Below are 26879 nucleotides of genomic sequence, written 5' to 3' on the forward strand. Positions count from 1 at the left end.
CTCAGCCCCCCAGAAAGGATTTGCGGACTTCGGGATCGGCCAGCAGTTCCTTGCCCGTGCCGGTATAGGCATTGCGGCCCTGAACCAGCACATAGCCCTTGTCCGCGATCTCCAGCGCCTGCCGGGCGTTCTGTTCCACCATCAGAATGGAAATGCCCGTGCGCGCCACCTCGATGATCCGGTCAAAAAGTTCGTCCATCACGATGGGGGATACCCCGGCGGTGGGTTCGTCCAGCATCAGAACCTTGGGCTGGGTCATCAGCGCGCGGCCCACGGCCACCTGCTGACGCTGACCGCCTGACAATTCGCCCGCCGGCTGGCGGCGCTTTTCCTTGAGGATCGGGAACAGTTCATAGACCTGCTCCATCGTGCTGCGGAAATCGTCCAGCCGGATGAACGCCCCCATCTCCAGGTTTTCCTCGACGGTCATCGAGGTGAAGATGTTGGAGGTCTGCGGGACAAATCCCATGCCCTGCGCCACGCGGTCCTGTGGCGTCAGCGCGGTGATGTCCTTGCCATCCAGCCGCACCGCGCCGGACCGCACGTCCAGCATCCCGAAGACAGCCTTCATCGCGGTCGATTTGCCCGCGCCGTTGGGGCCGACGATGACCGCGATCTCGCCCTTGTCCACGGCGATGGTGCAGTCGTGCAGGATGTCGGGCCCCTTGCCATAGCCACCGGTCATGGTGTCACCGATCAGGTAGGGGCCGCCCGGCGCCTCCGTGACCTTGCCCGACCGGCGGGTGGGATCCACCGTGCCTTCGCCGCCGCGCTTGGTGATCGAGGCATCCTTGTTGCCGCGGTCGTTCTGATAGGGATTGCCGCTCATGTCCGCCCTCCCTGGAATGGACGGGACCGCAGGTCGTGTTTCTTTGGGTTTTCAAATACCTCGGGGGAGTCGACCAAAGGGAGACGGGGGCAGAGCCCCCGATGTCCGGGTACGCTCCGGGGCGGGATGTTCTGCACGTCGCTCATACCGTGGCCACCTGATCCTTGTTCTTCAGACCCGTGCCAAGATAGGCCTCGATGACCTGCTCGTTGGCCTTGATCTGGTCCAGCGTGCCTTCGGCCAGCTTCTTGCCCTCGGCCATGACGATCACCGGGTCGCAGATCTTGCCAATGAAATCCATGTCGTGCTCGATCACGCAGAAGGTATAGCCGCGCTCCTTGTTCAGGCGCACGATGGTGTCGGCGATGGTCATCAAAAGGGTGCGGTTCACACCGGCGCCGACCTCGTCCAGAAAGACGATCTTGGCGTCGACCATCATCGTCCGCCCAAGTTCCAGCAGCTTTTTCTGACCGCCGGAAACGGCCCCGGCGGGGTGATCCGCCAGATGAGAGATGGTCAGGAATTCAAGGACTTCGTCGGCCTTGGCGCGCAGGGTGCGTTCCTCCTCGGCGATACGTTTGCGACCGAACCACGTGTTCCACAGCGTTTCGCCCGACTGGCCGCCGGGCACCATCATCAGGTTTTCCCGGCAGGTCATGGAACTGAATTCATGCGCGATCTGAAAGGTGCGCAGCAGTCCCTTGTGGAACAGCTCGTGCGGCGGCAGGCCGGTGATGTCCTCACCGTCCATCGTCACCTTGCCGCTGGTCGGCGGCAGTTCGCCCGCAATCACGTTGAAGAGTGTCGTCTTGCCGGCGCCGTTCGGTCCGACCAGCCCGGTGATCGAGCCCGTCGCGATTTCCAGTGAGGCGCCGTCGACGGCCCGGAAGGCACCGAAGTGACGGTGCAGGTTTTCCACCTTGATCAAGGATATACCCCCATGAATGCCGCCCCGAAGGGCGTCACCCGAAATGCGCAAAAGCAGCCCGGGGGTTCCGGGCTGCTCTTGTGCGATGTGTCGGTTTACTTGAACTCGACGGTTTCGGCTGCGCCACCGGTGATGGTGTAGTGACGGTAGCTGCCCGCCGCTTCACCCGGTCCGATCAGCTCGACGCCAGATGCGCCGACATAGTCCACGTCGCCACCGGCTGCGAGGATTTCCAGCGCCTTGCCCAGTTCACCCGGCAGGATCGGTTCGCCCGGAGCGTTGGCCACATCCAGCAGGTTGGCGGCGATTGCCTCGGGGGTTGCTGCGCCGCCCTTCATCATGGCCATCGCCATCAGGGCTGCCGCGTCATAGGATTCGCGGGTGTAAGAGCTGTCACCGTTGATGCCTGCCGCTGCCGTGATCGAGGCAAACGCATCTGCGCCAGCGCCCTGTGCCCACGGAACCGTGCCGATCGAGCCTTCAAGCGCGTCCGCCAGTTCCGAGAACAGCGTGTCGCCGTACATGCCGTCGCCCATCACGTAGAGGTCAAAGGCACCGGTGTCGTAGGACGCCTGAATGATGCCCTTGCCGCCCTGGTCGGTATAGCCCAGAACGAGCAGCGCCTCGCCGCCAGCCGACGCCAGAGCGCCGATTTCGGCCGAGTAGTCTGCCTTGCCGTCGTCATGCGGGGCCGACAGGGTGACGGTGCCTTCGAACGACGATGCAAAGGCATCTGCAAAGCCCTTGCCGTAGTCGTTGTTGGTATAGGTCACAGCAACTTCGCTGATGCCCTTTTCCTGCAGGATTTCTGCCAGAACGGCACCCTGACGCGCGTCAGACGGTGCGGTGCGGAAGAACAGGCCGTTGTCTTCGGCGGTCGACAGCGCGGGCGAGGTGGCGGAGGGCGACACCATCGGGATGCCGTTGGCCAATGCCACGTTCGACAGGATCGCGCCGGTCACACCAGAGCAGTCGGCGCCCATAATGCCGACGATCCCCTCAGAGACCAGACGTTCGGCAGCGGCGGTTGCTGCTGCGGCGTCGATGCAGGTCGAATCCGCGCGCGACCCGGTCAGCGTCACGCCGTCCAGGAACTTGCCGGAGTCGTTGATCTCGGCGATCGCCAATTCGGCGGCTTCGGCCATGGCGGGGGTGATGGATTCGATGGGGCCGGTGAACCCCAGAATGATGCCGATCTTCGCTTCGCTGGCATGGCTGCCGGCAAAAGCTGCGGATGCAGTCAGGGCGCAGGCCGTGGTGGCCATCAACAGTTTCTTCATTTGTAACTCCCTAGGTGGATCTGACGTCCTGGCCGGAGCCTATTCAGGCTTTTTGGAAAAGAAAAGACCGATCCTGTGGCTTCCAGTTGCGTCAACCCCTTGTCGCAGAAGGTTGCGCCGCCATATGGCTGGAAAGACAGGAGGTGTTGTCATGGTCCGCGATTTTGCAACAATCTTTCTTGCGTTGGGTCTGGCCCAGCCGCTGATGGCCGACTCGGTTCCCACCGGCGCCGGACCAATGACAGCCGATCCGGTCGTCGAGGGGCTGGATATACCTTGGGCGTTCGATTTTTTGCCGGACGGCGGCATCCTCGTGACTGAACGGGACGGGCGTCTGCTTCTGGTTCGGGACGGTGAACGGGTCGAGGTGCGGGGCACGCCGCGCGTGGTCGATCAGGGGCAGGGCGGTCTGTTGGACGTGATGGTGCCGCGCGACTTTGCCCAGTCTCGCGAGGTCTTCTTTACCTATGCCAAGCGGCAGGGCTTTCGCGGCTCCGGAACGGCGGTTTACCGCGCCCGCCTGAACGAGGATGGCGACAGGCTGGAAAGCGGGCGCACGATTTTCGAGATCGCGCGCGGAACAGGCGGCGGCTTTCACTTCGGCTCGCGCCTCGTCGAAGCGCCGGACGGACATCTATATGTGACGGTCGGCGACAGGGGCGACGGCGACAAGGCGCAGGATCTTTCGATGCACAACGGGTCGGTCCTGCGTATCTCGCGCGATGGCGAGCCGGTGCCGGGCAATCCCTTTGTCGACCGCGACAATGCCCTGCCCGAGATCTGGAGCTGGGGCCACCGCAACCCGCAGGGCGCGGCGCTGGACGGATCGGGGCAGTTGTGGACCGTGGAACATGGCGCCAAGGGTGGCGATGAGGTCAACCGGATCAAGGCCGGGGTGAACTATGGCTGGCCGGTGATCTCCTACGGAGTGAATTACAACGGCTCCAAGATCGGCGAAGGCACCGAAAAGGAAGGCATGGCGCAGCCGGTCTACTACTGGGATCCCTCCATCGCGCCCTCTGGCATGACCTTCTACGATGGCAGCGTGCCTGAATGGCAGGGCAACGCCTTCGTCGGGTCGCTGAAGTTCGACTATATCTCGCGCATGGCGGGCGATCCCCTGACCGAGGTCGAACAGATCAAGAGCGATGAGACGATCCGCGTGCGCGACGTGGCGCAGGGGCCGGATGGCGCCCTGTGGTTCCTCAGCGTCGGCAACGGGACGCTCTACCGTCTGGTGCCTGCGGAAAACGGCTGAAACGGACGGGGCGCGCGGTGCGGTCGGGATTGGTTAAGACCTGCGCTGCATCTTTGCCCGCGGTACCACCGAAAACCGGATCAACGCCCCTCTCGGGGGCCTTTCGATCTCCGCGGAACGAGGGGGCGACGCCCCGAGAGCGCCGGGTTTGACACCCCGGCGACATGATCCGACCGGCGGCCGCCGTTCTTCGGTAAATTGGCTGAAGATCAGCCAGAATAATAGATGCGTCCCGCCCGGAGATTTGGCTCCGTGGCGGGCGCTTCTGCTGCGGCATCGAGTGTGAGGCGCGGGACCGTTCACGGCGCTTCGTCCGGTCGGTGAATCCGCAGGGTGAATCCTTCCTCGGGTGAGGGGGGCACGAAGTGTCGCGAGATCTGGTGGAACTGCGCCTCTGTTACCGCGAAGGGATGCTTCCCACCCGCATTGCGCGTCCGCAGGCGGCGCAGGCAGACCTCCTCTGGCACGTCCATGAAATGCAGCACATGCGCCGCGCCGGTTTGATCGACAATCCCCCGCATCCAGCTTCGCGCCTCGACTGTGTTGGCCTGAAAGTCGAGCACCACGGAGACGCCCGCATTCAACAGCGCGGCGACATGCGGGCCGATGACATCCCGCAAACGCGCCGTGTAACGGACGTAATCGGCAACAGAGGTCATCTCGGGGCCGAATAGCCCGCTCAGCCAGTCGTCTTCCCGGATGATCACGGTGCCTTTGGCCCTGCCCAGATCAGTGGCTAGGGTGGATTTGCCCGACGCGATCTTGCCGCAAAGCAGATGAAGCGTCGCGGGGGCGGGGGTTCTGGACATACCGGAACTCTCCTTCGTCAAGCGGTCTGCGCTTGTGTCAGCGACAGCAGCCCCAAAAGCAACAGCGCGGCAGAGAGCGCACAGGCAACCGTCCGGACCGTGTTCCAGAAGGTCCAGCGCGGCAGGTAGGTGCCTGTCCAATAGGCGCGAGTCGTCTTCTGCGACAGGTCCATGCCCGCCAGCGCTTCGTTCATCGGCACGTTGAAGACGATGGTGACGCCAAAGCACCCCAGCAGGTAGACCAGTCCGGCCATGCCGATGAGGATGGCCGCAGACCCGCCAAGGCTGATCGCGGCGTAACCGGTCAGGAACAGCGACAGACCGGCAAGGCCGAGAAAGAGGGCCATGAAGACCCAGCGGAACACCTCGCGGTTGATGACCTGCATGGCCTCGACCCCGCCTGCGCCACCCGTCAGCGACAGGGCGCGCATGATGAAGTCCGAAAAGGCGAGAAAGACGCCCCCGACCAGCGCGTAGGCAAGAACGGCGAAGGGCATCAGGACATTGAAAAACGGTGACATGGGGATTTCCTTTGGGATTTGTGAATGGCGGCGGCCGGGGGATGCCGCCGCCAGCGTGTCAGTGCGCAGGACGCGCCGTGGCGTGACCTCTGTCCGTCCGCCATAGGCGGCGGCGAAAGGCGGTGAGGCATAGCGCGGCGATGGCCAATTCGATGCCAAGGGCACCGATGATGCCACCCGATGGCATCCCGTCGACAGCCAGCCCGACAATCCGCCCAGCCGGAAAGGCAAGAAACACCGTCAGGGCAGCCGTGATGGCCACAGGGGTCAGGGCTGCGCGCCAGATACCGGCCAGCATCAGCGCGCCAAAGACGGCGAGACCGGCCGCCGGGGCGCGCAACTCGCTCAGCAGGCTGGCACCATCGCCCAGCGTGATGCCGTAGCTGGCGTAAAACGCCTGCGGGGCGGCAAGGATGAAGGCGCCGATGCCAAGCGCCGTGACGCCGGACAGGCCCAGCGCGGTTTTTTCAAGCAGGGTAAGGGTCATGGTATCTCCTTTCGATGTGCAAGGCGCGGATCAGGCCGCGTCGGCCCAGGCATTGGCGCGGGCGGCGTCCTGAGCAAAATCGGCAAAGTCGCGCGGTGGGCGGCCCAGCGCGCGCATCACTCCGTCACTGGTGCGGGCATTGCGCCCGTCCAGTGTTTCGCGGGCGATGGCGGTAAAGACATCGGCCACGAAATCACCGCCCGCCTGCGCGATATTGGCGTGGAAGTCGTCAAAGGTGATCGGGATGTGCCGGATCTCGCGCCCGGTGGCCTGCGACAGGTCGGCTGCCATCTCGGCAAATGTCATCAGGCGTGGTCCGGTCACCTCATAGAGCGCGCCTTTGTGGCCATCCTCGGTCAGGGCCGCAACGGCCACGTCGGCGATGTCCTCTATGTCGATGATCGGTTCCGCGATATCGCCGCCCGGCATGGGCAGCACACCGGCAAGGATCGGATCGCGCAGGTAGCCTTCGGAAAAGTTCTGCGCGAACCACGCGGCGCGGACGATGGTGAAATCGACGCCGGAGTCGCGGACAACCTGCTCACCCAAGCGGGCATGATGCTCCCCCCGGCCGGACAGCAGGACAAGGTGCTCGACCCCTGCGTCATGGGTCGTTTCACAGAGCGATTCCAGCTTGTCCACGGCACCCGGAAAGGCGAGGTCGGGGAAGTAGGTGACATAGGCGGCGCGGGTCCCGCGCAGGGCCGGGGCCCAAGTTTCGGGCGCGTCCCAGTCGAAGGGCGTGGCGGACCGGCGCGTACCACGGCGCAGGGGCAAGCCCTTGGCTTCGAGTTTGCGGGCGACGCGGCTGCCGGTCTTGCCGCTTGCGCCGATGACGAGGATGGGTTTGTCGGACATGGGATCTCTCCTTGGGATTGGTCCCCAAGGGATAGCCTCTGCCGCCTGTCGCGTTCTTGACCGCGCCTGCCATGGTTTTGACCGAGGCCGCCAAGCTGGCCCGCAGCGGTCAGGGCCTCGTCGGCCCCTTGATCAGCGGCTGCGCAGGTTGGCCAGTGGCGCTGCGGTGCGGGTCAGCAGGTCAAGCACCTCTTCGAGGGTCAGAACGACCGGGTTGGATTTTGTTGAAGAGGCCTTTAGCGCGTCCCGGGCGGTGTCGGGATGGCTGTCCTTGGGGCAGCCAAGGGCCTCCAGCGTCTCCAGCCCGTTACGGTCCATGAAGCGGCGCAGGGCGAGGGTGCCCGTTGCTGCCTCCGGGTCCAGCGTCTTCAGCCAGTCATCGACCTGTGCCACGCGCGCAGCGTCCTGTCCCCGGTCTCGCAGGGCGCGCTGGTTCACCTCCAGCGCCGCGGGCAGCAAACGGCCGCAGATCGCGCCATGCGCGCCGCCGTGGCCGCCGATGACCGCCGCAAGTCCGTGGACGATGCCCAGCCCCACGTTGGCCAGCGCGATGCCGCTGAGAAAGCTGGCCTTGGCCAGCGTGTCGCGGGCATCGGCGTCCTCCTCCTGCATCAGACGGGCGAGGGCGGCGATGGCATCGGGGATCATGCCCGCGCAAAGCGCATAGCTCAGCGGGTTCGCACGGATGCTGAGATAGCTTTCGATCAGTTGCGTAATGGCATCCAGCCCGGTGGCCAGCGTCAGGCCCTTCGGTGCGCCATCGGTCAGCGCCGGGTCCACGATTGCCAAGTCGGGCACCATGCGGTTGTCGCGCAGGCTGACCTTTACCGCGGCCTCCGGCACGGTGATGACGGCGTTTCTCGTGGCCTCCGCGCCGGTGCCTGCGGTGGTGGGCAGGGCGACAAGGGGCAGGGGGTCCGGGCCGATGGGCCGGCCCTCTCCGACCACCTCAAGATGCGTGGCCGGATCGCTGTCTGACCGGATCAGCGCCGACAGCGCCTTGCCATAGTCGATGGTCGCGCCGCCGCCCACGGCCACCACACAATCCGGCGCCGCTGCGCGCGCCTGCGTCAGCCCATCCCGCAGCAGGTCCAGCGTGGGTTCGCCGTTCGAGAAATGTTCAGTCACCGTCAGGCCCTTGGCGCGGAGCTCGGCGGCGAGGGTATCGACCCAAGCGACAGAGCGGCCGCGCACCAGCAGAACACGCTGGCCAAGCGCCGCGACGTGCTGCGCGGCGTCAAGTCGGCAATCGCGCCCGAACAGCATCTGGCGCGGGGTGGTCAGACCAAATGGGGTCATGCCGGAACTCCTGTGGTCAGGGCGTGATGGTTTGGGCTTAGAAGCGCATCGTCGCGTCGACGGCGCGTTTCCAGGCGGCGTATTTCGCGCTTCGCGTGTCATCCTGCATCTGCGGCTCAAAGCTGCGTTCCAGCGCCCAGCTTGCAGCGAATTCCGTCTGCGAAGGGTAGATTCCCGCCTTTTGTCCGGCCAGCCAGGCCGCGCCCATGGCGGTGGTTTCCAGCACCTTGGGCCGGTCGACCTGTGCGCCGATGATGTCGGACAGGAATTGCATCGCGTAGTCCGACGCGCTCATCCCGCCGTCGACGCGCAGGGTGGCGGCCTCTGCCTCGGCGTTCCAGTCGGATTTCATCGCCTCCAACAAATCGCGGGTCTGAAAACCGACGCTTTCCAGCGCGGCCTTGGCGAACTCCTCTGGCCCGGAATTGCGCGTCAGACCAAAGACCGCGCCGCGACAATCGGCGTTCCAGTAGGGCGCGCCGAGGCCGGTGAAGGCGGGGACCAGAACCACGTCCTGCGCCGGGTCCGCCCGTTCGGCCAGCGGCTGTGTTTCCTTGGCGTCGCGAATGATCTTCAGCCCGTCGCGCAGCCATTGGACCACCGCGCCCGCGATAAAGATCGAGCCTTCGAGCGCGTAGGTCGGCTCGCCGTCCAACTGGTAGGCGATGGTGGTCAACAGGCGGTTGTTCGACCGAACTGGCGTGTCGCCGGTGTTGAGAAGGGCAAAACAGCCGGTGCCATAGGTGGATTTCAGCATGCCGGGCTGAAAGCAGGCCTGACCCACGGTGGCGGCCTGCTGATCGCCCGCGATGCCCCGGATCGGGATCGGGCGGCCAAAGAGATCGGGGCGGGTCTGGCCGAAATCATCGGCGCTGTCGCGGACCTCTGGCAGCATGGACATGGGGATGTTCAGACGGTCGCAGATGGTCTGCGACCAGCGGCCTTTGCGGATGTCATAGAGCATGGTCCGCGCGGCATTGGTCGCGTCGGTCACATGCAGCGCGCCGCCGGTCAGGTTCCAGACCAGCCAGCTGTCCACGGTGCCGAACACCAGTTCCTCGGCCTCTGCGCGGGCGCGCGCGCCCTCGACGTTGTCCAAGAGCCAGGCCAATTTGGTGCCGCTGAAATAGGGGTCCAGCAACAGGCCGGTGCGTTCGGTCACGACCTCCTCAAAGCCGTCCTCTTTCAGCGCGCGGCACATGTCGGAGGTGCGGCGGTCCTGCCAGACGATGGCGTTGTGAATCGGTTTGCCGGTTTTGCGGTCCCAGACCAGGGTGGTTTCGCGCTGGTTGGTGATGCCGATGGCGGCGATATCCTCGACCCCTACGCCCGCCTTTTCGATGGCGGCGCGGCAGGTGGCGGCGGTGGTCGACCACAGGTCGACGGCATCGTGTTCGACCCAGCCGCTGGCCGGGAAATGCTGTGTGAATTCTTCCTGCGCGCTGGCGATGACCGACAGGGCGCCGTCAAACAGGATGGCCCGCGTGGATGTGGTTCCCTGATCGATGGCAAGAACATGCGTCATGGGCGCGGCTCCTCAAGGTGTGTGTCGGGTGGGCCACCCGTGGTGTTTTTTGGGAAGTAAAGAGGTGCCGAGGCCCCGAAGGGCCCCGGCGGGAGGAAGGCTTATTGCCAGGACTTGATCAGCTCATCGTAGCTGACGGTCTGGGGCTCTTCGTCTTCTTCGGCCAGCTTGGCGTAGGGCGCGCCGGGCTGGTCGAACCAGTACTGGGCGTCACGCTCTTCGTTCAGCTTGGGGCCGATGTCGCCCTGGATACCGGCGCGTTCCAGACGCTCCAGCACCTTTTCCTGATCCGCGCAGAGGGCGTCCAGCGCCTCTTGCGGGGTCTTGGCGCCGGACATGGCGTCACCGATGTTCTGCCACCACAGCTGTGCCAGCTTGGGGTAGTCAGGCACGTTGGTGCCGGTCGGCGACCATGCCACGCGGGCCGGCGAGCGATAGAACTCGACCAGACCGCCCAGCTTGTCCGCGCGCTCGGTAAAGCTGTCGTGCTGCACGGTGGATTCGCGGATGAAGGTCAGGCCCACATGGGACTTCTTCACATCCACGGTCTTGGAGGTGACGAACTGGGCGTAGAGCCAGGCCGCCTTGGCGCGGTCCTCGGGCGTGGATTTCATCAGGGTCCAGGAACCGGCATCCTGATAGCCGACCTTCTGGCCTTCTTTCCAGTAGACACCATGCGGCGAGGGGGCCATGCGCCACTTGGGCGTGCCGTCCTCGTTCATGACCGGCAGGCCGGGCTTGACCGTGTCCGCGGTAAAGGCGGTGTACCAGAACATCTGCTGGGCCACGTTGCCTTGCGCCGGGATCGGGCCTGCCTCGGAGAAGGTCATGCCTGCGGCGGCGGGGGGCGAGTACTTGTTCAGCCACTCGATCGCCTTGGTCACGGCATAGACCGCCGCGGGAGAGTTGGTCGCCCCGCCGCGTGCCACGCAGGACCCGGTCGGCTGCGACTGGTCGTTCACGCGGATGCCCCATTCGTCGACCGGCAGGCCGTTGGGTTCACCCACGTCGCCCATTCCAGCCATCGACATCCACGCGTCGGTGTAGCGCCAGCCAAGGCTGGGGTCTTTCTTGCCGTAGTCCATGTTGCCGAAGATGTCGCCATCCACGCCCATGTGGCTGAGGTCACGCCCGGTAAAGAATTCGGCGATGTCCTCATAGGCAGACCAGTTGACCGGAACGCCCAGTTCATAGCCGAACTGGTCCATGAAGTCGGCCTTGTTCTTCTCGTCGTTGAACCAGTCGTAGCGGAACCAGTAGAGGTTCGCGAACTGCTGGGTCGGCATCTGGTAGACCTTGCCATCCGGCCCGGTGGTAAAGCTGAGGCCGATGAAATCGTCGAGGTCCAGCGTCGGCAGGGTAACGTCCGCGCCTTCACCCTCGATCCAGTCGGTCAGGTTGCGCACCTGCTGATAGCGCCAGTGGGTGCCGATCAGGTCGGAGTCGTTGACATAGGCGTCATAGATGTTCTGGCCGGACTGCATTTGCGTCTGCAGCTTTTCGACCACGTCGCCTTCGCCGATCAGGTCATGGGTGACCTTGATGCCGGTGATCGCGGTGAAGGCGGGCGCCAGCACCTGCGATTCGTATTCATGCGTGGTGATCGTTTCCGAGACGACCTTGATTTCCATGCCTTCGAACGGCTTGGCCGCGTCGACGAAGAATTGCATCTCCGCCTCTTGGGCGTCGCGCGGCAGGGATGAGAGATCGCCGATCTCTGCATCCAGGAACGCGCGGGCCGCGTCCATGTCGGCGAATGCCGGACCCGCAAGGATCAGCAGCGCCGCTGTTGTGGATCTAAGCTTAAGGTTCATTGGTATCCTCCCATGGTACCATTTTTATCGAGGAAAGTCAGAGCATTGCCCGGGCTCCTCGAATCCCGGGCAGGCGGCCCGATCTACACCCAGCGGAACACCGCAGCGGCGTAGATCAGGCAAACAACAAGGGCCAGCGGCTGTTGCACACCCACAAGGCCAAGCCAGGCCAGGTTGATGAAGGCCGAGCCCAGAAGCGTGATGAACAAGCGATCACCGCGCGTGGTTTCGATCCGCAGGATGCCCATGCGGGGCGTTTCCGGGAATTTGATCGCCAGAAAGGTGAAGGTGATCAGCAGCGTGGCGATGACGGCGAAGAAGATCGCGGTCGGCCATGTCCATGCCATCCAGTCCATTGGAGGTCCTCCCTTTTCCCGGTTCAGACGCGGCCCAGGGCAAAGCCCTTGGCGATGTAGTTGCGGACGAAGTAGATCACGAGCGCCCCCGGAACGATGGTCAGCACCCCGGCGGCGGCCAGCACGCCCCAGTCGATGCCGCTGGCACCTTGGGTGCGGGTCATGATCGCGGCGATGGGCTTTGCGTCAACCGTGGTCAGCGTGCGGCTCAGCAACAGTTCCACCCATGAGAACATGAAGCAGAAGAAGGCCGCGACCCCGATGCCGCTGGCGATCAGCGGCATGAAGATCTTTACGAAGAAGCGCCCGAACGAGTAGCCGTCGATATAGGCCGTCTCGTCGATTTCCTTGGGCACGCCGCGCATGAAGCCTTCGAGGATCCAGACCGCCAGCGGCACGTTGAACAGGCAGTGTGCCAGCGCCACGGCGATATGCGTGTCGAAGAGGCCGACCGACGAATAGAGCTGAAAGAAGGGCAGGGCAAAGACGGCAGGCGGCGCCATGCGGTTGGTCAGCAGCCAGAAGAACAGGTGCTTGTCGCCCATGAAGTGATAGCGCGAGAAGGCATAGGCTGCCGGCAGGGCCACAGCCAGCGAAATCACCGTGTTCATCACCACATAGATCAGCGAGTTCACATAGCCCATGTACCACGCCGGATCGGTGAGGATGGTGGCGTAGTTCGCAAAGGTCAGATCGCGCGGCCAGAGCGTGAAGGAATTCAGGATCTCCGTGTTGGTCTTCAGGCTCATGTTCAAGAGCCAGTAGATCGGCAGCAGCAGGAACAACAGGTACAACGTCATCACCACGGCGCGGCCGTTGACCTTGGGCAGGCTCATCCGGCGCGTGTTTGGTTGGTTGAGGGTGGTGTCCGCCATGGCTCAGGACTCCCGCTTTTCAAGGTTGGTCATCACGGTGTAGAACACCCAGCTCACCAGCAGGATCACCAGGAAGTACATCAGCGAAAAGGCTGCCGCCGGTCCAAGGTCGAACTGTCCCAGCGCCATCTTCACAAGGTCGATGGACAGCAGGGTGGTGGCGTTGCCGGGGCCACCGCCGGTGACGACGAAGGGTTCGGTATAGATCATGAAGCTGTCCATGAAGCGCAGCAGCACGGCGATCATCAACACGCCCGCCATCTTGGGCAGTTCGATGTAGCGGAACACTTTCCAGCGGCTGGCCTGATCGATCTTGGCCGCCTGGTAATAGGCCTCGGGGATGGATTTCAGCCCGGCAAAGGCCAGAAGCGCCACCAGCGAGGTCCAGTGCCAGACGTCCATGACAACAATGGTGATCCACGCGGCCAGGGTGTCCTGCGTATAGTTGTAGTTGATGCCCAGCGCGTCCAGCGTGTAGCCCAAGAGGCCGATATCGACCCGGCCAAAGATCTGCCAGATGGTGCCGACCACGTTCCAGGGGATCAGCAGCGGCAACGACATCAGCACAAGGCAGACCGACGACCAGAAGCCCGACTTGGGCATGTTCAGCGCAACGAAGATGCCCAGCGGCACCTCGATCGCCAGAATGATGAGCGAGAACATCAACTGCCGTCCCAGCGCATCCCACATCCGTTCGGATTCAAGCATTTCCTTGAACCATTCGAGCCCGGCCCAGAAGAACTGGTTGTTCCCGAAAGTGTCCTGAACCGAATAGTTGACCACGGTCATCAGCGGGATCACCGCAGAGAAGGCCACCAGCAGAAGGACCGGCAGGACAAGGAACCATGCCTTTTGGTTGACTGTCTTTTCCATCAGGCGGCGCTCCCCTGCACACGCCAGTCGTTGGCGTAGACGTTCACATGCGCGGTGTCGAAGGTGACGCGGTTCATGTCCGCGCTCACGTGTTCGTCTTCACCGGCGATGATGTTGATGTCATGGCCAAAGAATTCGGCGCGGATGATCTTGTGCCGGCCCACGTCCTCGACCCGGCGCACCTTGACCGGCAGGCCCTCGGACTGACTAAGGCGGGCGAACTCGGGCCGCACTCCGATTTCCACCTTGCCCTCCAGCGGGGCATAGCCGTTGGCCAGATCGACGTGAGAGCCGTTGATATAGGCCTTGTTGCCGTCGATGCGCGCCGGGATGACGTTCATGCCGGGAGAGCCGATGAAATAGCCGACAAAGGTGTGTTCGGGGCGTTCGAACAGTTCCTCCGGCGTACCGATCTGCACGACGCGACCATCGTACATCACCACAACCTTGTCCGCGAAGGTCAGCGCCTCTGTCTGGTCGTGGGTCACGTAGATCATGGTGTGGCCGAAATCATGGTGCAGCTTTTTCAACTGCGTGCGCAACTCCCATTTCATGTGGGGGTCGATCACGGTCAGCGGCTCATCAAACAGCAGCGCGTTCACGTCCTTGCGGACCATGCCGCGGCCAAGGCTGATTTTCTGCTTGGCATCCGCCGTCAGGCCACGCGCCTTCTTGCTCAGCATGTCCTCCATGCCGATCATGCGGGCGATTTCCTGCACGCGTTCGGCCACGTATTGTTCATCCCGGCCACGGTTGCGCAGCGGGAAGGCAAGGTTGTCGCGCACGGTCATCGTGTCGTAGACCACCGGGAACTGGAACACCTGCGCGATGTTGCGTTCCGCCGTGGGCGCGTGGGTCACGTCCTTGCCATCGAACAGGATGCGGCCCTGGCTGGGCTGCAACAGTCCGGAGATGATGTTCAAGAGCGTGGACTTGCCGCAACCGGAGGAGCCCAGCAGCGCATAGGCGGCGCCATCGTCCCAATCGTGGTTCAGCTCCTTCAGCGCGAAATCGTCTTCGGATTTCGGGTTGGGCAGGTAGGAATGCGCAAGGTTGTCGAGTGTGATCTTGGCCATCGGTATCTCCCTCAGGCGGCCAGCGCGTAGGCAGCCGGTGCAACCAGACTGCCGTCTTCGCCGAAAATGTAGACATGGCGCGGGTCCAGCCAGACCGACAGCGCCGCATCCAGCGTCAGGTCATGCACCCCGTGGATCAGCCCGACCCAGCGTTCGCCGTGGTGATCGAGGTGCACGAAGGTTTCCGAGCCGGTCAGTTCGGTGACATTCAGCGTGGTCCTGAATTCCATCGCGTCGGCGGTGTGCTTGCCGATCTCCAGGTGGTTCGGACGGAAGCCTGCGGTGTAGCGGCCATCGGCCAGCTCGGCCAGTTTGCCGGTCGCCTCGGCCTTTTGCCCGTCGCCGAACATGATCAGGTTGCCGGTCTTGGATATCTGCAGAAAGTTCATCGGCGGATCGCTGAACACCCGCGCCGTCGTGGCGTTCACCGGCTGGCGGTAGACCTTGGGGGTCTCGTCGAACTGGGTGACGCGGCCTTGCCAAAGGGCGGCGGTGTGGCCGCCCAGCAGCAGCGCCTCTTCGGGTTCGGTGGTGGCATAGACAAAGATGCTGCCCGAGGCCTCGAAGATCTTGGGGATCTCGACGCGCAGTTCCTCGCGCAGCTTGTAATCAAGGTTGGCCAGCGGTTCGTCCAGCAGCACCAGCCCGGCGTTCTTGACCAGCGCACGGGCCAGCGCGCAGCGCTGCTGCTGCCCGCCGGACAGTTCCAACGGCTTGCGGTCCAGCATCGGGGTCAGCTTCATCAGCTCGGCGCTTTCGCGCACGCGGCGGTCAACTTCCTTGGCGTTCACGCCCATCAGCTTCATCGGAGAGGCGATGTTGTCGTAAACGCTCATCGACGGATAGTTGATGAACTGCTGGTAGACCATCGCCACCTTGCGGTCCTGCACGCGGACGCCGGTCACGTCCTGACCTTCCCAAAAGATCTGGCCGGTGTTGGGCACGTCCAGCCCCGCCATCAGCCGCATCAGAGAGGTCTTTCCGGACAGGGTCGGCCCCAGCAGTACGTTCATCGTGCCGTTCTGCAGGGTCAGGTCGGTGGGGTGGATGTGAACCTGTCCATCCACAGATTTCGACACGCCTTTGAGTTCAAGCGTCATCGGGTTTCCTCCTTTTTCCGCCGAAGCGGTGATGGATCAGCGGCGTTGCGCCATCCATGCGTTCAATTCTTGTATTTGTTGCTCGGTCATGCGGAGACCGAGTTTGTTGCGGCGCCAGACCACGTCTTCGGCGGTCCGGGCGTATTCGTGGGTCATCAGCCAGATGATTTCGGCCTCTGTCAGCGTGGCGCCAAAGTCGTGACCCAGATCGGCGGCGCTCTTGGCCTTGCCCAGGATCGCGGCGGCCTCTGTGCCATAGGCGCGGATCAGACGGCGCGCCCAAGTGTCACTCAGAAAGGCATAGTGCGCCCGCAGGTCCGAGATCAGCGCCGGAACCCCGTCCACCGGGAAATCGCCGCCGGGCAGGGGGACGCCTGCGGTCCACGGCCCCTTTTTAATCGGCAAATGATCGGCGATTTTTTCCAGCGCGCTTTCGGCCAGACGGCGGTAGGTGGTGATCTTGCCGCCAAAGATGTTCAAGAGCGGCGCGCCGCCCTGCGTGTCGACCTTCAACGTGTAATCCCGCGTCGCCGCCGTCGCGCTGGAGGCGCCATCGTCATACAGCGGGCGCACCCCGGAATAGGTCCAGACCACATCCTCGTCCGACAGGTCCTGCGCGAAATACTGGTTCGCGAAACTGATCAGATAGCTCTGTTCCTCGGGCGTGCAGACGGGCAGGTGCGAGGGGTCGTCGTGTTCGGCGTCGGTGGTGCCGATCAGGGTGAAATCGGTCTCATAGGGAATGGAGAAGATGATGCGCCCGTCGGTGCCCTGAAAGAAGTAGCACTTGTCGTGGTCATACAGCTTGCGCGTGACGATGTGCGAGCCGCGCACCAGCCGCACGCCTTCCTGAGAGTTGATGCGCACCTTTTTCTGGATGATGTCGCCGACCCATGGTCCACCCGCGTTGACCAGCATCCGGGCGTGATGAACCCGCACCTGGTCGCTGCCCTCGGCCTGTGTTTCGATGCGCCAGAGATCGCCCTCACGGCTGGCCGACAGGACCTTGGTGCGGGTCATGATCTTGGCGCCGCGCGCCTCTGCATCGCGGGCGTTCAGCACCACAAGGCGCGAATCCTCGATCCAGCAATCCGAATATTCATACGCCTTTTCAAAGCGGTCCTGCAGCGGCCCGCCTTCGGGCGTGCCCTTCAGCGACAGGGTTTTTGTGCCGGGCAGGATCTTGCGGCCACCCAGGTGGTCATACATGAACAGGCCCAGACGGATCAGCCAGGCCGGGCGGCGGCCTTTCATCCAGGGCATGACAAAGCTGAGCAGCTTGGAGGTGGGCGTCTCGGACTCGAACCGCATATCCTTGTGGTAGGGCAGGACAAAGCGCATCGGCCAACTGATGTGCGGCATGGCGCGCAGCAGGGTTTCCCGCTCGATCAGCGCCTCACGCACAAGGCGGAATTCGAAATATTCGAGGTAGCGCAGCCCGCCGTGGAACAGCTTGGTCGAAGAGGAGGATGTGGCCCATGCAAGGTCGTTCATCTCGGCCAGGGCGACCGACAGCCCGCGCCCCGCCGCATCACGCGCGATCCCGCAGCCGTTGATGCCGCCACCGATAATGAACAGATCGGTTGTGGTGGTATCGTCAGAACGCGCCACGCGATTCTCCCCCTGCTCGCGAAACTTGCCGAACTCTCTCAAAAGCGCGCGGCGGATTCAACAGGTTTGTTTTCGGTTTTGTTCGTTTTCGCGCAAATCGCTGATCTGCCTTCCAGATTTCTTTTCCACAGGCTTTTCACATCTTTCGAACCAGAGTGTCGCGGCGAAACGCTCTTGCTTGCTGCGCCCGCGAAAGGCTAGTTTTGCCTAATTCTTCGGTCCGGAGCCGGTTTCGGAGAGATCCGAAAGGAAACGAACATGTCGCAAACCTTCCGCCATCCGGAAATCCTCGATATCGCTCGGCGCGAGGGGAAGGTGACGGTCGAAGGTCTTGCGGAACACTTTGGTGTCACCCTGCAGACCATCCGGCGGGACCTGAGCGATCTGGCGCAGGCCGGACGTCTGGAACGGGTGCACGGCGGGGCGGTGCTGCCGTCGAACATCACCAACATCGGTTACGAAGAACGCCGTACCCTGAACCCCGACGCCAAGACGGCCATTGCCCGTGCCTGTGCCGCCAGCATCCCGAACGACATTTCCCTGTTCCTGAACATCGGAACCTCGACAGAGGCGGTGGCGCGGGAGCTATTGCACCATCGCAAGCTGATGGTGGTGACGAACAACATGAACGTGGCCAATATCCTTGTGGCCAATTCCGAATGCGAGATCATCGTGACTGGCGGGCATCTGCGCCGGTCCGATGGTGGGTTGATTGGCAATCTGGCGGCGGACACCATAAGCCAGTTCAAGTTCGATCTGGCGGTGATCGGCTGTTCGGCGCTGGATGCGGATGGCGATCTCTTGGACTACGACATTCAGGAAGTGGCCGTCAGCCAGACGATCATGGCGCAATCGCGCAAGGTTTTTCTCGCGGCGGATCATTCCAAGTTCAGCCGCAACGCGCCCGCACGGATCGGCTCGCTTGCGCGGATCGATACCTTCTTTACGGATCAGGCCCTGCCCGGCGATCTGTCCGCACGCTGCGCCGATTGGGGTGTGAACGTGCGGATTGTGGGCGAGAACTGAGCGGGCATATTCCGTCGTCCTTCAGCCCGCGGTTTCGGGCGTGGTGCAGAGATTGGACAACCGGTCGTACAGGCCCGAGGCCAACGGTCCCCAGTCCGCCACCAGTTGCTCGCGCGGTTGCCCGGCGCAAATCGCCCGCCAGAGCGGCGCGGCGGGGATGGTTCCGAACCAGCCGACGCCTTCGGTTTCCTGTGGCGTGAAAAGAAGGTCCATTTCCTCGATCAACCCGTTGCGGAGCACCATGCCGGGTCGGATTTCTGGCCGGGTAACCGGTTGATGAGCCGGCAGGTCATCGGGAAAGCCTGCGCGCGCGGTCCAGAAGGGCTGATCCGCGAAGCGGGTTTCCAGCCGTAGGAAATCGCGCCCGATCCGGGCGTTTCGCAGATAGGTCTCTCGCGCTCGGTCCTGCAGGTAGCGGCGGCACAGGGCCTCTGTCTCTGCGCCCGGTCGGGCGGTCAGGGTGCGGCGCGCGGCGGCGGCAGACAGCGCGCTGGACACCGCCCAGAACAGGCCATGCCCGGACAGTGGGTCCATCGCGGCCAGCGCATCGCCCACGGGCAGGCAGCTGAGATCATCAATCGGCGCTGGCAGCAGCGGGGCCGAGGCGCGGGCCAATAGCGGCATTTGCAGGGTGAACCCCGTTGTCCCCGCGCGGGTCAGCGCCTGCGTCAGTCGCGCCTCCATCGTTGCGGGGCTGCGGGCGTCGGTGGTCAGCTGCGCCCATGTCCATCCATCGGGCAGGGCGGTGCGCCAGAGCCAGCCTTCGGGCAGGGCGGTGATGTCGAACCCGGGCGGGCCGGGGTGGTCCTGCCGATACCAGCCGCAGATCGACAGCGTTGAAAAGGGCAGGGCGCCGCGCTCGCCATGGCGCGCCTGCCGTCCGCGTGCGTCGATGATCCAGCGCGCGGTCAGGCGGCTTCCGTCCTGCAGCGTCACATTCCGGTCCGACAAGCGCGCCGTTCCTGTCAGCAAATGCGCGCCTGCGGTCTCTGCCGCGCGGCGCAGGTGGGCGTCGAACCGGTCCCGGTCCACTGCGTGTTCGGCATTCACGGATTGCGGTTGATTGGCCCAGTGCACGCGGCGCGGAAACGGCCCGATGGTGGTGCCGCCATCGCCGATCCCGGTGGCCTGCAGCCAGCGGTGGAGACGCGGGCTGAGCCCCTCGATCCGGCCCGACGGTTTTGCCGGGTCGATCAGCAGAACGCGCAGTCCGTCACGGGCGGCCAGCCATGCGGACACCGCGCCCGCCGGACCACCGCCAAGCACGATCATGTCGGGCCGCGTCTGCGCGGCCATGTCGGGATTGCCTGCCATATGATCACTCAACCGGCGCACCCGGGCACCCGTCCTGACATTTCCGGCCAAAATCGCGCCGTGGCCGGAAATGTCAGGACGCGCTGCCGGTCTTTTCGTCAGCCTGTTCAGATCACAGCCACATCGAAGGCACACGGCCTGTCGATCCGCCGGAGGACCCCAAGTATGACATCCAGAACGCGTTTTGCCCTGTCAGTCTCGACCGCCTGCGTCGTGCTGGGGACAGGTGCGGCCATGCCCGCCTTTGCCCAGTCCGGCGAGGAGATCCTATCCAACGTATGTTCCGCCTGCCACGCAAAGGCAGAGGACGGGTCCATCGTGCGGATCGACGCGGTGCGCAAGACGCCGGAGGCCTGGGACATGACGGTGGTGCGGATGATGCGCAACCACGGTGTGTCGCTGACGGCGGATGAGCGGCGCAGCATCGTCACCTATCTGGCCAATACGCGCGGCCTGTCCATCGCTGAGACCGAAGGGTGGCGCTATATCCTTGAGAAAGAGCCGGTGGCCAGCGATGCGGGGCCGGATCAGCTGATGACCGAAACCTGCGGGCGCTGCCATTCCTACGCGCGGGTCGCGCTGCAGCGGCGCACGGCAGAGGATTGGGACCACCTGATCAACTTCCACCTCGGCCAGTTTCCCTCGCTTGAATACCAGGCGCTGGCGCGGGACCGCGATTGGTGGGGCATCGCCAATGAGCAGATCATTCCTTACCTCGCCGAAACCTACCCGATGAGCGACGCGCCAGAGGTCTTTGCCGGTGATCTGTCGGGCAGTTATGTGGTCGCAGGGCATGAACCGGGGCGCGGCGATTATTCCGGGACGCTGGATCTGACGGCGGCTGAGGGCGGCTATGATGTCAGCATGGTGCTGGATTTCGCCGATGGATCCGAAACCTATACCGGTAGCGGTATCCTCTACGGCGCGGGCGAATGGCGCGCGACGCTGACATCCGGGGACGTGATGATCCGGCAGGTGATGGCGCTGAAGGACGGCGCGCTGTCGGGCCGCTGGTTCGTGGCCGATCAGGACCCGGTGGGCGGGCGTCTGACCGCGTTGCCCGCAGGGGCCGCGCCGCAGATCCTTGCCATGAGCCCGGCCTCCGTCCCCGTGGGGGAGGCCACCGAGGTGACGCTGATCGGTAGCGGGCTGAGCGGCGATCCCGTCCTGCCCGACGGCGTGACGGCAGAGGTGGTCGAAAGTGGGCCGAACAAGATGGTGCTGTCCATCACCGCGCAGGCCGAGGGCCCGCTGACCATCGGGCTGGGCGATCTTTCCGCCCCCGCCGAATTGGTCGCTCATGACGGCGTTGACCGCATCACCATCGTGCCTGACGTGTCCATCGCGCGGGTCGGCGGCAATGGCGGCCCCATCCCCAAGGTCCCGGCGCAATTCGAGGCGATGGGCTGGGCCGATGGCCCGGACGGCGAGGCCGGAACCGATGATGACCTGCCGCTTGGCGTGGTCAAGGTCAATTGGGCCGTGGACAACTGGGACGAGGCCGCCGCCGCCATCGAGGATGCGAAATACGCAGGCTCCATCGACCCGACCGGGCTGTTCACCCCGGCGGGCGCGGGGCCGAATCCCGAACGCTTCATGGGCACCAACAACACCGGCAACCTGAAGGTCATCGCCACCTATGACGGTGGTGCCACCCCCCTGACCGCCGAGGCGCATCTGTACGCAACCGTGCAGCGCTTTGTCGACACACCGATCCGCTGAGGAGGCATCATGGGAGAACTGACCCTTATCAAGCACAACGCGCACCGGGTCGACGTGGATGGCCACGCGATGCTGATGCATGTGCCCAGCTCGTCGCTGTTCGAACTCGACCGGGTGTCGCAAGACGTCTATGACCTGTTTCAGCGCAGCGCGGCGGTGGATGCCGAGGCGATGCGCACGTCGCTGGGCACGCTGCATACCCCGTCCGATCTGTCGGACTGCGTCCAAAGCTTTCTGGATCTCGACATCCTGCGCGACGCGGCAGACCCCGAAGTGCCGCGCAAGATCGTCAAGGTCGAGGAAATCCCCCTGTCCACGATCATCCTGAACGTTAACACCGGCTGCAACCTGGCCTGCACCTACTGCTACAAGGAAGATCTCGCCGTCCCGTCCAAGGGCGAAAAGATGGGGTTCGAGACCGCGCGGCAGAGCTTCGAGATGCTGCTGCGGCAGGCGCATGACCGGGACCGGGTGAACGTGGTGTTCTTTGGCGGCGAGCCGCTGTCCAACATGCCACTGATCCGCGCCGTGGTGGACTATGCCGTGCCGCGCGCCGCCCAAGAGGGCAAGGTGGTGGATTTCAGCCTGACCACCAACGCCACCCTGCTGACAGAGGAAATGGTCGACTGGTTCAACGCGCATCGCTTTGCCCTGACGGTGTCGATGGACGGGCCAAAGGCGCTGCACGACAAGAATCGCAAGACCGTGGGCGGCAAGGGCACCTATGACGTGGTGCAGCGCAAGGTGCGGATGCTGTTGGAACGTTATACCGCGCGGCCCGTGGGCGTGCGCGTGACGCTGACGCGGGGCGTAACAGACGTGATCGGCATCCATGACCACCTTAAGAACGACCTAGGCTTTGCCGAGGTCGGTTTTGGCCCCGCCACATCCGGCCCGATTGCGGTGTTCAACCTGGATGACGGCGCGCTGAAGCGGGTCTTCGACGACATGAAGGCACTTGGCCGCCGCTATACCGAGGCCGCCTGCCGGGGCGAAAATATCGGCTTTTCCAACATGCACCAGCTGCTGACAGACATTGCCCAAGGCACGAAAAAGGCGGTCCCCTGCGGCGCGGGTCTGGGGATGCTAGCCGTGGACAAGGAGGGCGACCTGCACCTGTGTCACCGGTTCGTGGGCTCGGATGAGCCGACCTATGGCAATGTGGACACCGGCATCGACGTGCCAAAGCTGGCCGGGTTCATCGAAAAGGCGCAGGACCGGTCGGCCTTTGGCTGCAAGACCTGTCGCATCCGGTCGATCTGTGCGGGCGGCTGTTACCACGAAAGCTATGCCCGGCAGGGCGATGCCTTTGCGCCGGTCTATCACTACTGCGACCTGATGCGCGACTGGGTGGATTTCGGCATCGAATCCTACGTGCGCATCATGCAGGCCAATCCGGATTTCTTCCGCACGCAACTGGAGCCGCGCCTTTCGAAACCGGGGCCAGCGCGTGCCCAAGCCACTGATACCGTTCAGGAGATTGCCCAATGAAACATCTCACCCCCGCAAATTCCAAGGCCAAGGCCTTTGTCGAGGCGCAAGCCGAGGGCCGCGAAGAAGAGGTTGTGGCGATGAACAGCCTCGTGGGCTGTACCACTTCCTTTGACCCCGGTTGGGAAGTCGACGCCTTTGGTGCGGTGTCCAACCTGTGCCAGCCGATGGAGGCGGACCTCTACGGCTGCGCCGATCCCTGCTGGTGGCCCGCGCAGGTGGCCGACACGCTGAACACCTACCCGGACTGGAGCGCGGGCGCCGACAATGTCGGCGAGGACTGGCGGAACCTGCAATCCGTCTTCCCCGAGCCGAAAGGATGAGCCCGATGCTGACGAAACTCCCCCTGTTGTGTGTTGCGGCCAGCCTGCTGATGTCGGCGCCGGTCGCCGCCAAGGACTACATCCTTGCGCCCGCGCGTCCCGACAAGCTGGTGATCGTGGATGCCGAGGCGATGGCCGTCGACAAGGTCATCACGCTGGAAAACGCCGGGCCGACGCCGATGATCCCGGTCATCGATGCGGCGGGCGAATTTGCCTATGTCACGGTGAACAAGTCCGAAAGCATCGTGAAGGTGAACCTGCAAACGGGTGAGACCGTGGCGCGGCGCGACCTGAGCACGCCGACCGAACAGGTCAAGACCATGTTTGGCATGGACCTCTCCCCCGATGGGTCGATGCTGGCGGTGTTCGAGACGCCGATGAAAAAGCACCTGTCGCATTTCGAGGTGCTGCCAACGCGCATGTCGCTGATCGACACCGGCACGCTGGAGACGATCAAGAGTTTCGAGGTGCCGCGCCAGATCACGGTTGTCATGTTCTCGACCGATGGCAGCAAGGTCTACGGACTGGGCCGTCAGATGCATGTCTTTGACGTGGCCACGGGCGAACATGTGGACGACTACCCCATCCAGGACTGGAAGACCGATGCGGGCTATTACCCCTCGGATGTGCTGGACGCGTGGAGCCAGTTCGAAACCTCGGACATGCTGGTGACGCCGTTCTACACCGCGCGCAGCGACATGAGCCTTGACGATCCCGAGGCCTATCGCACCGGGTTGCTGACCATGGATCTGCGCAGCGGCGAGATGGAAATGCGGGACGTGCGTACGCTGGACGTTTTCTATTTCTCGACCGCCGCGAACCCGGACCGGACCCGCGCATACGGGGCCTATAACGTGCTGGAAAGCTTTGACCTTGAAACCGGCGAGCCGCTGAAGCGGGTGCCTCTGCCGCACAGCTATTACTCGGTCAACGTCAGCTCCGACGGGCAGATTGTCTGGCTGGGCGGGGCGCTGTCGGACCTTGCGGCCTATGACGCCGAGACGCTGGAGAAGAAGGGACAGGTGGACATGCCTGGCGGTGCCGCCATGTCGCTGGCCAGCATCCGGATCTTTCAGCGCCACGAGTGATGGTGCGGGTTGGCATCATCGACAGTGGCCCCGCAGATCTGCGCGGGGCCGACGCGATGGCGTTTGACGCCGATGGCCGGGCGGTTGCCGCCCGGCCTGACCGGTTGGGCCACGGCACGGCGGTGGAATGCATGATCGCGCGGGCCTGCCCGGAGGCCGCGCTGCGCCATGCGCAGGTCTTTGATGATCGCGCCGTGACCTCCGCGCTTCGGGTGGCCGCGGCTTTGGAGTGGCTTGTTGGGGCAGGGGATGTGGATGTCGTCGGCCTCAGCCTTGGGCTTGCCGCCGATCGGGCTGTTCTGGCCGAGGCGGTGGCGCGCGCCGTTGCGGCGGGCGTGGTACTGGTCGCCGCGCATCCGGCGCAGGGGCCATCGCCCTTTCCCGCCGGTTATCCCGGTGTCATCGCCGCCACGGGCGATGCGCGCTGTACCTGGGATCAGGTATCGCACCTGCGCGGCAGGCTGTTCGGCGCTTGGTGCAATTCGCCGGAACGCGGCGGGCAGGGGATGGCGGGGGCCAGCCTTGGCGCCGCGCGGCTGACCGGTCACTTGGCGGCGCTGATGGCGCAGGGCCATGCGCGGGATCCGCAGGCGATCATGGCGACATTGTCGGACCGGGCCGCCTATAAAGGCCGCGAAAGGCGCTGCGCATGACCTTTCGCACCCGCACGGCCAAGGCAATGATCGCCCGCGTCTTTCACGGTGCGGACTGGCTGGTGCCGGTCATGGCCCGTGCGTTGCCCGGTGCCGCGATGGTGCTGATGCTGTCTTTGGTGGCAGCGGCGGCGGGGCTGGCCGCGCCGATGATCACCAAGGCGGTGATCGATCAGGGCATCATGGGCGGTGACATGAACGCGCTGCTGTTCTGGGCGGCGGTCAGTTTTGCCATGGGGCTGGCGGTGGTCGCGCTGGGGATCTTTAACGGGATGCAGCACCTGCGCGCCTCGATGCGGATGCTGGGCGATCTGCGGATGACGGTGCTGGGTGCTGCGCTGAACCGCAACCCGGCGATGCAGCCGATGACCGTGGGAGAGATCCAGACCCGCATCGACGGCGACACCGCCGAGATTCAAAAATTCCTGTTCGATTCCGTGCTGGTCGCGGTGACGGCTTTGTTCCGGCTGGCGGGCGGGACAGTGCTGATGCTGCTGCTGGACTGGCGGCTGGCGCTATTGCCTCTGCTGGCGGCGCCGTTCGAGCTGAGGTTCCTGAAATGGGCGCGCCCCGGCACGCAGGCGCGGGCCGAGGAGGTGCGCGCCGAACGTGGCGGGCTGAACGGGCAACTGGCCGAAACCTTCATGCAGATGAGCGGGCTACGCGCGCTAGGGGCGCTGACCACGCGGGCCGAGGGCTTTGGCCGCCAACAGGGCGCGCTGTTCGATGCGCAGGCGCGGCAGCGGCTGTGGAGCGAAGGCGTGGGCGCGGTCAGCCAACTCTTGACGGCTGTGATGCGGTCGGCGGTCCTGCTGGTGGGAGGCTGGCTGGTCATTCGCGGCGACTGGCAGATCGGGTCTCTGGTGGCCTTCCTTGCCTATGCGACGATGATGTCCGGGCCGCTGCGCAACCTGTTGGGGCTGTACCATGCGCAGGCGCGGGCCGAGGTGGCGCTGAAACGGTTGGATCAGGTGGTGGGCGACAGCGCCGACCCGGAGGCGGGTGCGGTCTGCCCGGCGCACGTTGGTCGGATTGCCTTTGTGGACGCGCGGGGGCAGGGCGGCACACATGCGCCGCTGAGCGCTGATCTGGAGGCAGGTCAATGGGTGCTGGTGGACGGGCGGTCCGGCATCGGGAAATCCCGCCTGTTGTCCGCCCTGATCGGGGAAACGCCGCTGGCCGAGGGGCGGATCGAGATCGACAGCACGGATGCCGCCGGGTTCAGCCTGTCCAGCCGTCGCCGGGCGGTGACATTCGTGCCGCAGCGGCCATGCCTGATCCGCGGCACGCTGCGCGACAACCTGCGGCTGGGCAACGGCAACCCGGAGGAGGAGGCGCTGTGGCGGGTGCTGGATCTCGTGGATCTTTGCGACTGGGCGCGCGGGTTGCAGCGGCTGGACACCAACCTGCAAGAGACCGGGGCCAACCTGTCTGGCGGGATGCAACAGCGGATCACGCTGGCGCGGGCGCTGCTGCGGTCCGCGCAGGTCTACGTCTTCGACGAAAGCTTTTCCGAGATCGACGCGGCGACCTGCACCCGCATCCTGTCGGGCCTAAAGGCGCATCTGCCCGAAGCCTTGTGCATCTTCACTGCCCATGCGGGGCCGGTACGGGCACTGACCTTTGACCGGATCGTCGATCTGGCGGGCGACTCACCCGGCCAGATGAGCCCCGAACCACCGGCGCGGCTGATCCGGACAGGGTGATCCACGGTGCGCCGGAATAATGGGCAAGACTGCCGTGCGCTGAACTTTCAGCGTTTT

General features: G+C 64.3%; 25 protein-coding genes. 8 read left to right on the forward strand and 17 right to left on the reverse strand.

The window, feature by feature from the left end; translation table 11 throughout:
• Position 1: 1 nt before the first annotated feature.
• The 3 genes from ACTXGA_RS15450 to ACTXGA_RS15460 form a co-directional block, all read right to left on the reverse strand.
• Positions 2–829 (reverse strand): ABC transporter ATP-binding protein, encoded by an 828-nt coding sequence (locus ACTXGA_RS15450; protein ID WP_443395155.1) that lies wholly within the window; start codon positions 827–829, stop codon positions 2–4.
• A gap of 142 nt (positions 830–971) precedes the next feature.
• Positions 972–1757, reverse strand: a complete 786-nt coding sequence (locus tag ACTXGA_RS15455) for an ABC transporter ATP-binding protein (protein WP_443395157.1) — start codon at positions 1755–1757, stop codon at positions 972–974.
• A gap of 95 nt (positions 1758–1852) precedes the next feature.
• On the reverse strand, positions 1853–3037 hold the full coding sequence (locus ACTXGA_RS15460) for an ABC transporter substrate-binding protein (protein WP_443395159.1): 1185 nt from the start codon (positions 3035–3037) through the stop codon (positions 1853–1855).
• A 151-nt stretch (positions 3038–3188) separates the two neighbouring features.
• Between ACTXGA_RS15460 and ACTXGA_RS15465 the strand changes: the two genes are divergently transcribed.
• Positions 3189–4295 carry a PQQ-dependent sugar dehydrogenase gene (locus ACTXGA_RS15465; protein WP_443395161.1) on the forward strand — a complete coding sequence of 369 codons (1107 nt, stop codon included), beginning with the start codon at positions 3189–3191 and terminating at the stop codon, positions 4293–4295.
• Between the two features lie 299 nt (positions 4296–4594).
• Here ACTXGA_RS15465 and ACTXGA_RS15470 read toward each other — a convergent pair whose 3' ends face one another.
• The 13 genes from ACTXGA_RS15470 to glpD form a co-directional block, all read right to left on the reverse strand.
• Positions 4595–5104 (reverse strand): P-loop nucleotide/nucleoside kinase family protein, encoded by a 510-nt coding sequence (locus ACTXGA_RS15470; RefSeq protein WP_443395163.1) that lies wholly within the window; start codon positions 5102–5104, stop codon positions 4595–4597.
• 17 nt (positions 5105–5121) lie between these two features.
• Positions 5122–5625, reverse strand: coding sequence for an anthrone oxygenase family protein (locus ACTXGA_RS15475; protein WP_443395165.1), 504 nt, complete (start codon positions 5623–5625; stop codon positions 5122–5124).
• A gap of 58 nt (positions 5626–5683) precedes the next feature.
• Positions 5684–6112: a DUF4345 domain-containing protein gene (locus ACTXGA_RS15480; protein WP_443395167.1), complete on the reverse strand. Its 429-nt coding sequence runs from the start codon at positions 6110–6112 to the stop codon at positions 5684–5686.
• Between the two features lie 30 nt (positions 6113–6142).
• On the reverse strand, positions 6143–6970 hold the full coding sequence (locus tag ACTXGA_RS15485) for an NAD(P)H-binding protein (protein ID WP_443395169.1): 828 nt from the start codon (positions 6968–6970) through the stop codon (positions 6143–6145).
• 132 nt (positions 6971–7102) lie between these two features.
• Entirely contained in the window at positions 7103–8269 is a 1167-nt protein-coding gene (locus tag ACTXGA_RS15490; RefSeq protein WP_443395171.1) for an iron-containing alcohol dehydrogenase, read from the reverse strand.
• 37 nt (positions 8270–8306) lie between these two features.
• Positions 8307–9794 carry a glycerol kinase GlpK gene (gene glpK / locus ACTXGA_RS15495; RefSeq protein ID WP_443395173.1) on the reverse strand — a complete coding sequence of 496 codons (1488 nt, stop codon included), beginning with the start codon at positions 9792–9794 and terminating at the stop codon, positions 8307–8309.
• A gap of 101 nt (positions 9795–9895) precedes the next feature.
• Positions 9896–11608, reverse strand: a complete 1713-nt coding sequence (locus ACTXGA_RS15500; protein WP_443395175.1) for an ABC transporter substrate-binding protein — start codon at positions 11606–11608, stop codon at positions 9896–9898.
• A gap of 83 nt (positions 11609–11691) precedes the next feature.
• Positions 11692–11964 carry a DUF2160 domain-containing protein gene (locus ACTXGA_RS15505; RefSeq protein WP_443395177.1) on the reverse strand — a complete coding sequence of 91 codons (273 nt, stop codon included), beginning with the start codon at positions 11962–11964 and terminating at the stop codon, positions 11692–11694.
• A 23-nt stretch (positions 11965–11987) separates the two neighbouring features.
• Complete coding sequence (locus tag ACTXGA_RS15510; protein ID WP_443395179.1) at positions 11988–12839, reverse strand: carbohydrate ABC transporter permease; 852 nt, start codon at positions 12837–12839, stop codon at positions 11988–11990.
• Between the two features lie 3 nt (positions 12840–12842).
• Positions 12843–13712 (reverse strand): carbohydrate ABC transporter permease, encoded by an 870-nt coding sequence (locus ACTXGA_RS15515; RefSeq protein ID WP_443395180.1) that lies wholly within the window; start codon positions 13710–13712, stop codon positions 12843–12845.
• On the reverse strand, positions 13712–14788 hold the full coding sequence (locus ACTXGA_RS15520; protein WP_443395182.1) for an ABC transporter ATP-binding protein: 1077 nt from the start codon (positions 14786–14788) through the stop codon (positions 13712–13714). The genes ACTXGA_RS15515 and ACTXGA_RS15520 overlap by 1 nt, the downstream gene beginning before the upstream one ends.
• Positions 14789–14799: 11 nt before the next feature.
• Positions 14800–15888 (reverse strand): ABC transporter ATP-binding protein, encoded by a 1089-nt coding sequence (locus ACTXGA_RS15525; RefSeq protein WP_443395184.1) that lies wholly within the window; start codon positions 15886–15888, stop codon positions 14800–14802.
• 36 nt (positions 15889–15924) lie between these two features.
• Positions 15925–17499 (reverse strand): glycerol-3-phosphate dehydrogenase, encoded by a 1575-nt coding sequence (glpD, locus tag ACTXGA_RS15530; RefSeq protein ID WP_443395186.1) that lies wholly within the window; start codon positions 17497–17499, stop codon positions 15925–15927.
• A gap of 258 nt (positions 17500–17757) precedes the next feature.
• Between glpD and ACTXGA_RS15535 the strand changes: the two genes are divergently transcribed.
• Positions 17758–18525, forward strand: a complete 768-nt coding sequence (locus ACTXGA_RS15535) for a DeoR/GlpR family DNA-binding transcription regulator (RefSeq protein ID WP_443395188.1) — start codon at positions 17758–17760, stop codon at positions 18523–18525.
• A 21-nt stretch (positions 18526–18546) separates the two neighbouring features.
• On the opposite strand, the gene qhpG is transcribed toward ACTXGA_RS15535, so the two are convergent.
• Positions 18547–19839 carry a flavin-dependent monooxygenase QhpG gene (qhpG, locus tag ACTXGA_RS15540; RefSeq protein WP_443395190.1) on the reverse strand — a complete coding sequence of 431 codons (1293 nt, stop codon included), beginning with the start codon at positions 19837–19839 and terminating at the stop codon, positions 18547–18549.
• Positions 19840–20004: 165 nt separating this feature from the next.
• On the opposite strand from qhpG, the gene peaA reads away from it, so the two are divergent.
• Genes peaA through ACTXGA_RS15570 form a run of 6 tightly spaced genes read left to right on the forward strand, consistent with a single transcriptional unit; the run spans position 20005 to position 26822 of the window.
• Entirely contained in the window at positions 20005–21561 is a 1557-nt protein-coding gene (gene peaA, locus ACTXGA_RS15545; RefSeq protein WP_443395192.1) for a quinohemoprotein amine dehydrogenase subunit alpha, read from the forward strand.
• Positions 21562–21570: 9 nt separating this feature from the next.
• Positions 21571–23052 (forward strand): quinohemoprotein amine dehydrogenase maturation protein, encoded by a 1482-nt coding sequence (peaB, locus tag ACTXGA_RS15550; protein ID WP_443395194.1) that lies wholly within the window; start codon positions 21571–21573, stop codon positions 23050–23052.
• Positions 23049–23375 (forward strand): quinohemoprotein amine dehydrogenase subunit gamma, encoded by a 327-nt coding sequence (qhpC, locus tag ACTXGA_RS15555; RefSeq protein WP_420325341.1) that lies wholly within the window; start codon positions 23049–23051, stop codon positions 23373–23375. The genes peaB and qhpC overlap by 4 nt, the downstream gene beginning before the upstream one ends.
• 5 nt (positions 23376–23380) lie before the next feature.
• On the forward strand, positions 23381–24463 hold the full coding sequence (gene peaD, locus ACTXGA_RS15560) for a quinohemoprotein amine dehydrogenase subunit beta (RefSeq protein ID WP_443395196.1): 1083 nt from the start codon (positions 23381–23383) through the stop codon (positions 24461–24463).
• A complete protein-coding gene (gene qhpE / locus ACTXGA_RS15565; protein WP_443395198.1) occupies positions 24463–25116 on the forward strand; it encodes a subtilisin-like serine protease QhpE in 654 nt (217 codons plus the stop codon). Before peaD ends, qhpE begins: the two co-directional genes overlap by 1 nt.
• Positions 25113–26822, forward strand: coding sequence for an ABC transporter transmembrane domain-containing protein (locus tag ACTXGA_RS15570; protein WP_443395200.1), 1710 nt, complete (start codon positions 25113–25115; stop codon positions 26820–26822). The genes qhpE and ACTXGA_RS15570 overlap by 4 nt, the downstream gene beginning before the upstream one ends.
• Positions 26823–26879: the final 57 nt, after the last annotated feature.

This window comes from Antarctobacter jejuensis (genome assembly GCF_052266595.1).
In the GTDB taxonomy this organism is placed as follows: Bacteria; Pseudomonadota; Alphaproteobacteria; order Rhodobacterales; family Rhodobacteraceae; genus Antarctobacter; species Antarctobacter jejuensis.

Bases quoted from the DNA above. Each gene is read 5' to 3' on its own strand.
- ACTXGA_RS15450 (WP_443395155.1), bottom strand. From the start codon at position 829: ATGAGCGGCAATCCCTATCAGAACGACCGCGGCAACAAGGATGCCTCG.
- ACTXGA_RS15460 (WP_443395159.1), bottom strand. From the start codon at position 3,037: ATGAAGAAACTGTTGATGGCCACCACGGCCTGCGCCCTGACTGCATCC.
- ACTXGA_RS15465 (WP_443395161.1), top strand. From the start codon at position 3,189: ATGGTCCGCGATTTTGCAACAATCTTTCTTGCGTTGGGTCTGGCCCAG.
- ACTXGA_RS15470 (WP_443395163.1), bottom strand. From the start codon at position 5,104: ATGTCCAGAACCCCCGCCCCCGCGACGCTTCATCTGCTTTGCGGCAAG.
- ACTXGA_RS15475 (WP_443395165.1), bottom strand. From the start codon at position 5,625: ATGTCACCGTTTTTCAATGTCCTGATGCCCTTCGCCGTTCTTGCCTAC.
- ACTXGA_RS15480 (WP_443395167.1), bottom strand. From the start codon at position 6,112: ATGACCCTTACCCTGCTTGAAAAAACCGCGCTGGGCCTGTCCGGCGTC.
- ACTXGA_RS15485 (WP_443395169.1), bottom strand. From the start codon at position 6,970: ATGTCCGACAAACCCATCCTCGTCATCGGCGCAAGCGGCAAGACCGGC.
- ACTXGA_RS15490 (WP_443395171.1), bottom strand. From the start codon at position 8,269: ATGACCCCATTTGGTCTGACCACCCCGCGCCAGATGCTGTTCGGGCGC.
- glpK (WP_443395173.1), bottom strand. From the start codon at position 9,794: ATGACGCATGTTCTTGCCATCGATCAGGGAACCACATCCACGCGGGCC.
- ACTXGA_RS15500 (WP_443395175.1), bottom strand. From the start codon at position 11,608: ATGAACCTTAAGCTTAGATCCACAACAGCGGCGCTGCTGATCCTTGCG.
- ACTXGA_RS15505 (WP_443395177.1), bottom strand. From the start codon at position 11,964: ATGGACTGGATGGCATGGACATGGCCGACCGCGATCTTCTTCGCCGTC.
- ACTXGA_RS15510 (WP_443395179.1), bottom strand. From the start codon at position 12,839: ATGGCGGACACCACCCTCAACCAACCAAACACGCGCCGGATGAGCCTG.
- ACTXGA_RS15515 (WP_443395180.1), bottom strand. From the start codon at position 13,712: ATGGAAAAGACAGTCAACCAAAAGGCATGGTTCCTTGTCCTGCCGGTC.
- ACTXGA_RS15520 (WP_443395182.1), bottom strand. From the start codon at position 14,788: ATGGCCAAGATCACACTCGACAACCTTGCGCATTCCTACCTGCCCAAC.
- ACTXGA_RS15525 (WP_443395184.1), bottom strand. From the start codon at position 15,888: ATGACGCTTGAACTCAAAGGCGTGTCGAAATCTGTGGATGGACAGGTT.
- ACTXGA_RS15535 (WP_443395188.1), top strand. From the start codon at position 17,758: ATGTCGCAAACCTTCCGCCATCCGGAAATCCTCGATATCGCTCGGCGC.
- qhpG (WP_443395190.1), bottom strand. From the start codon at position 19,839: ATGGCAGGCAATCCCGACATGGCCGCGCAGACGCGGCCCGACATGATC.
- peaA (WP_443395192.1), top strand. From the start codon at position 20,005: ATGACATCCAGAACGCGTTTTGCCCTGTCAGTCTCGACCGCCTGCGTC.
- peaB (WP_443395194.1), top strand. From the start codon at position 21,571: ATGGGAGAACTGACCCTTATCAAGCACAACGCGCACCGGGTCGACGTG.
- qhpC (WP_420325341.1), top strand. From the start codon at position 23,049: ATGAAACATCTCACCCCCGCAAATTCCAAGGCCAAGGCCTTTGTCGAG.
- peaD (WP_443395196.1), top strand. From the start codon at position 23,381: ATGCTGACGAAACTCCCCCTGTTGTGTGTTGCGGCCAGCCTGCTGATG.
- qhpE (WP_443395198.1), top strand. From the start codon at position 24,463: ATGGTGCGGGTTGGCATCATCGACAGTGGCCCCGCAGATCTGCGCGGG.
- ACTXGA_RS15570 (WP_443395200.1), top strand. From the start codon at position 25,113: ATGACCTTTCGCACCCGCACGGCCAAGGCAATGATCGCCCGCGTCTTT.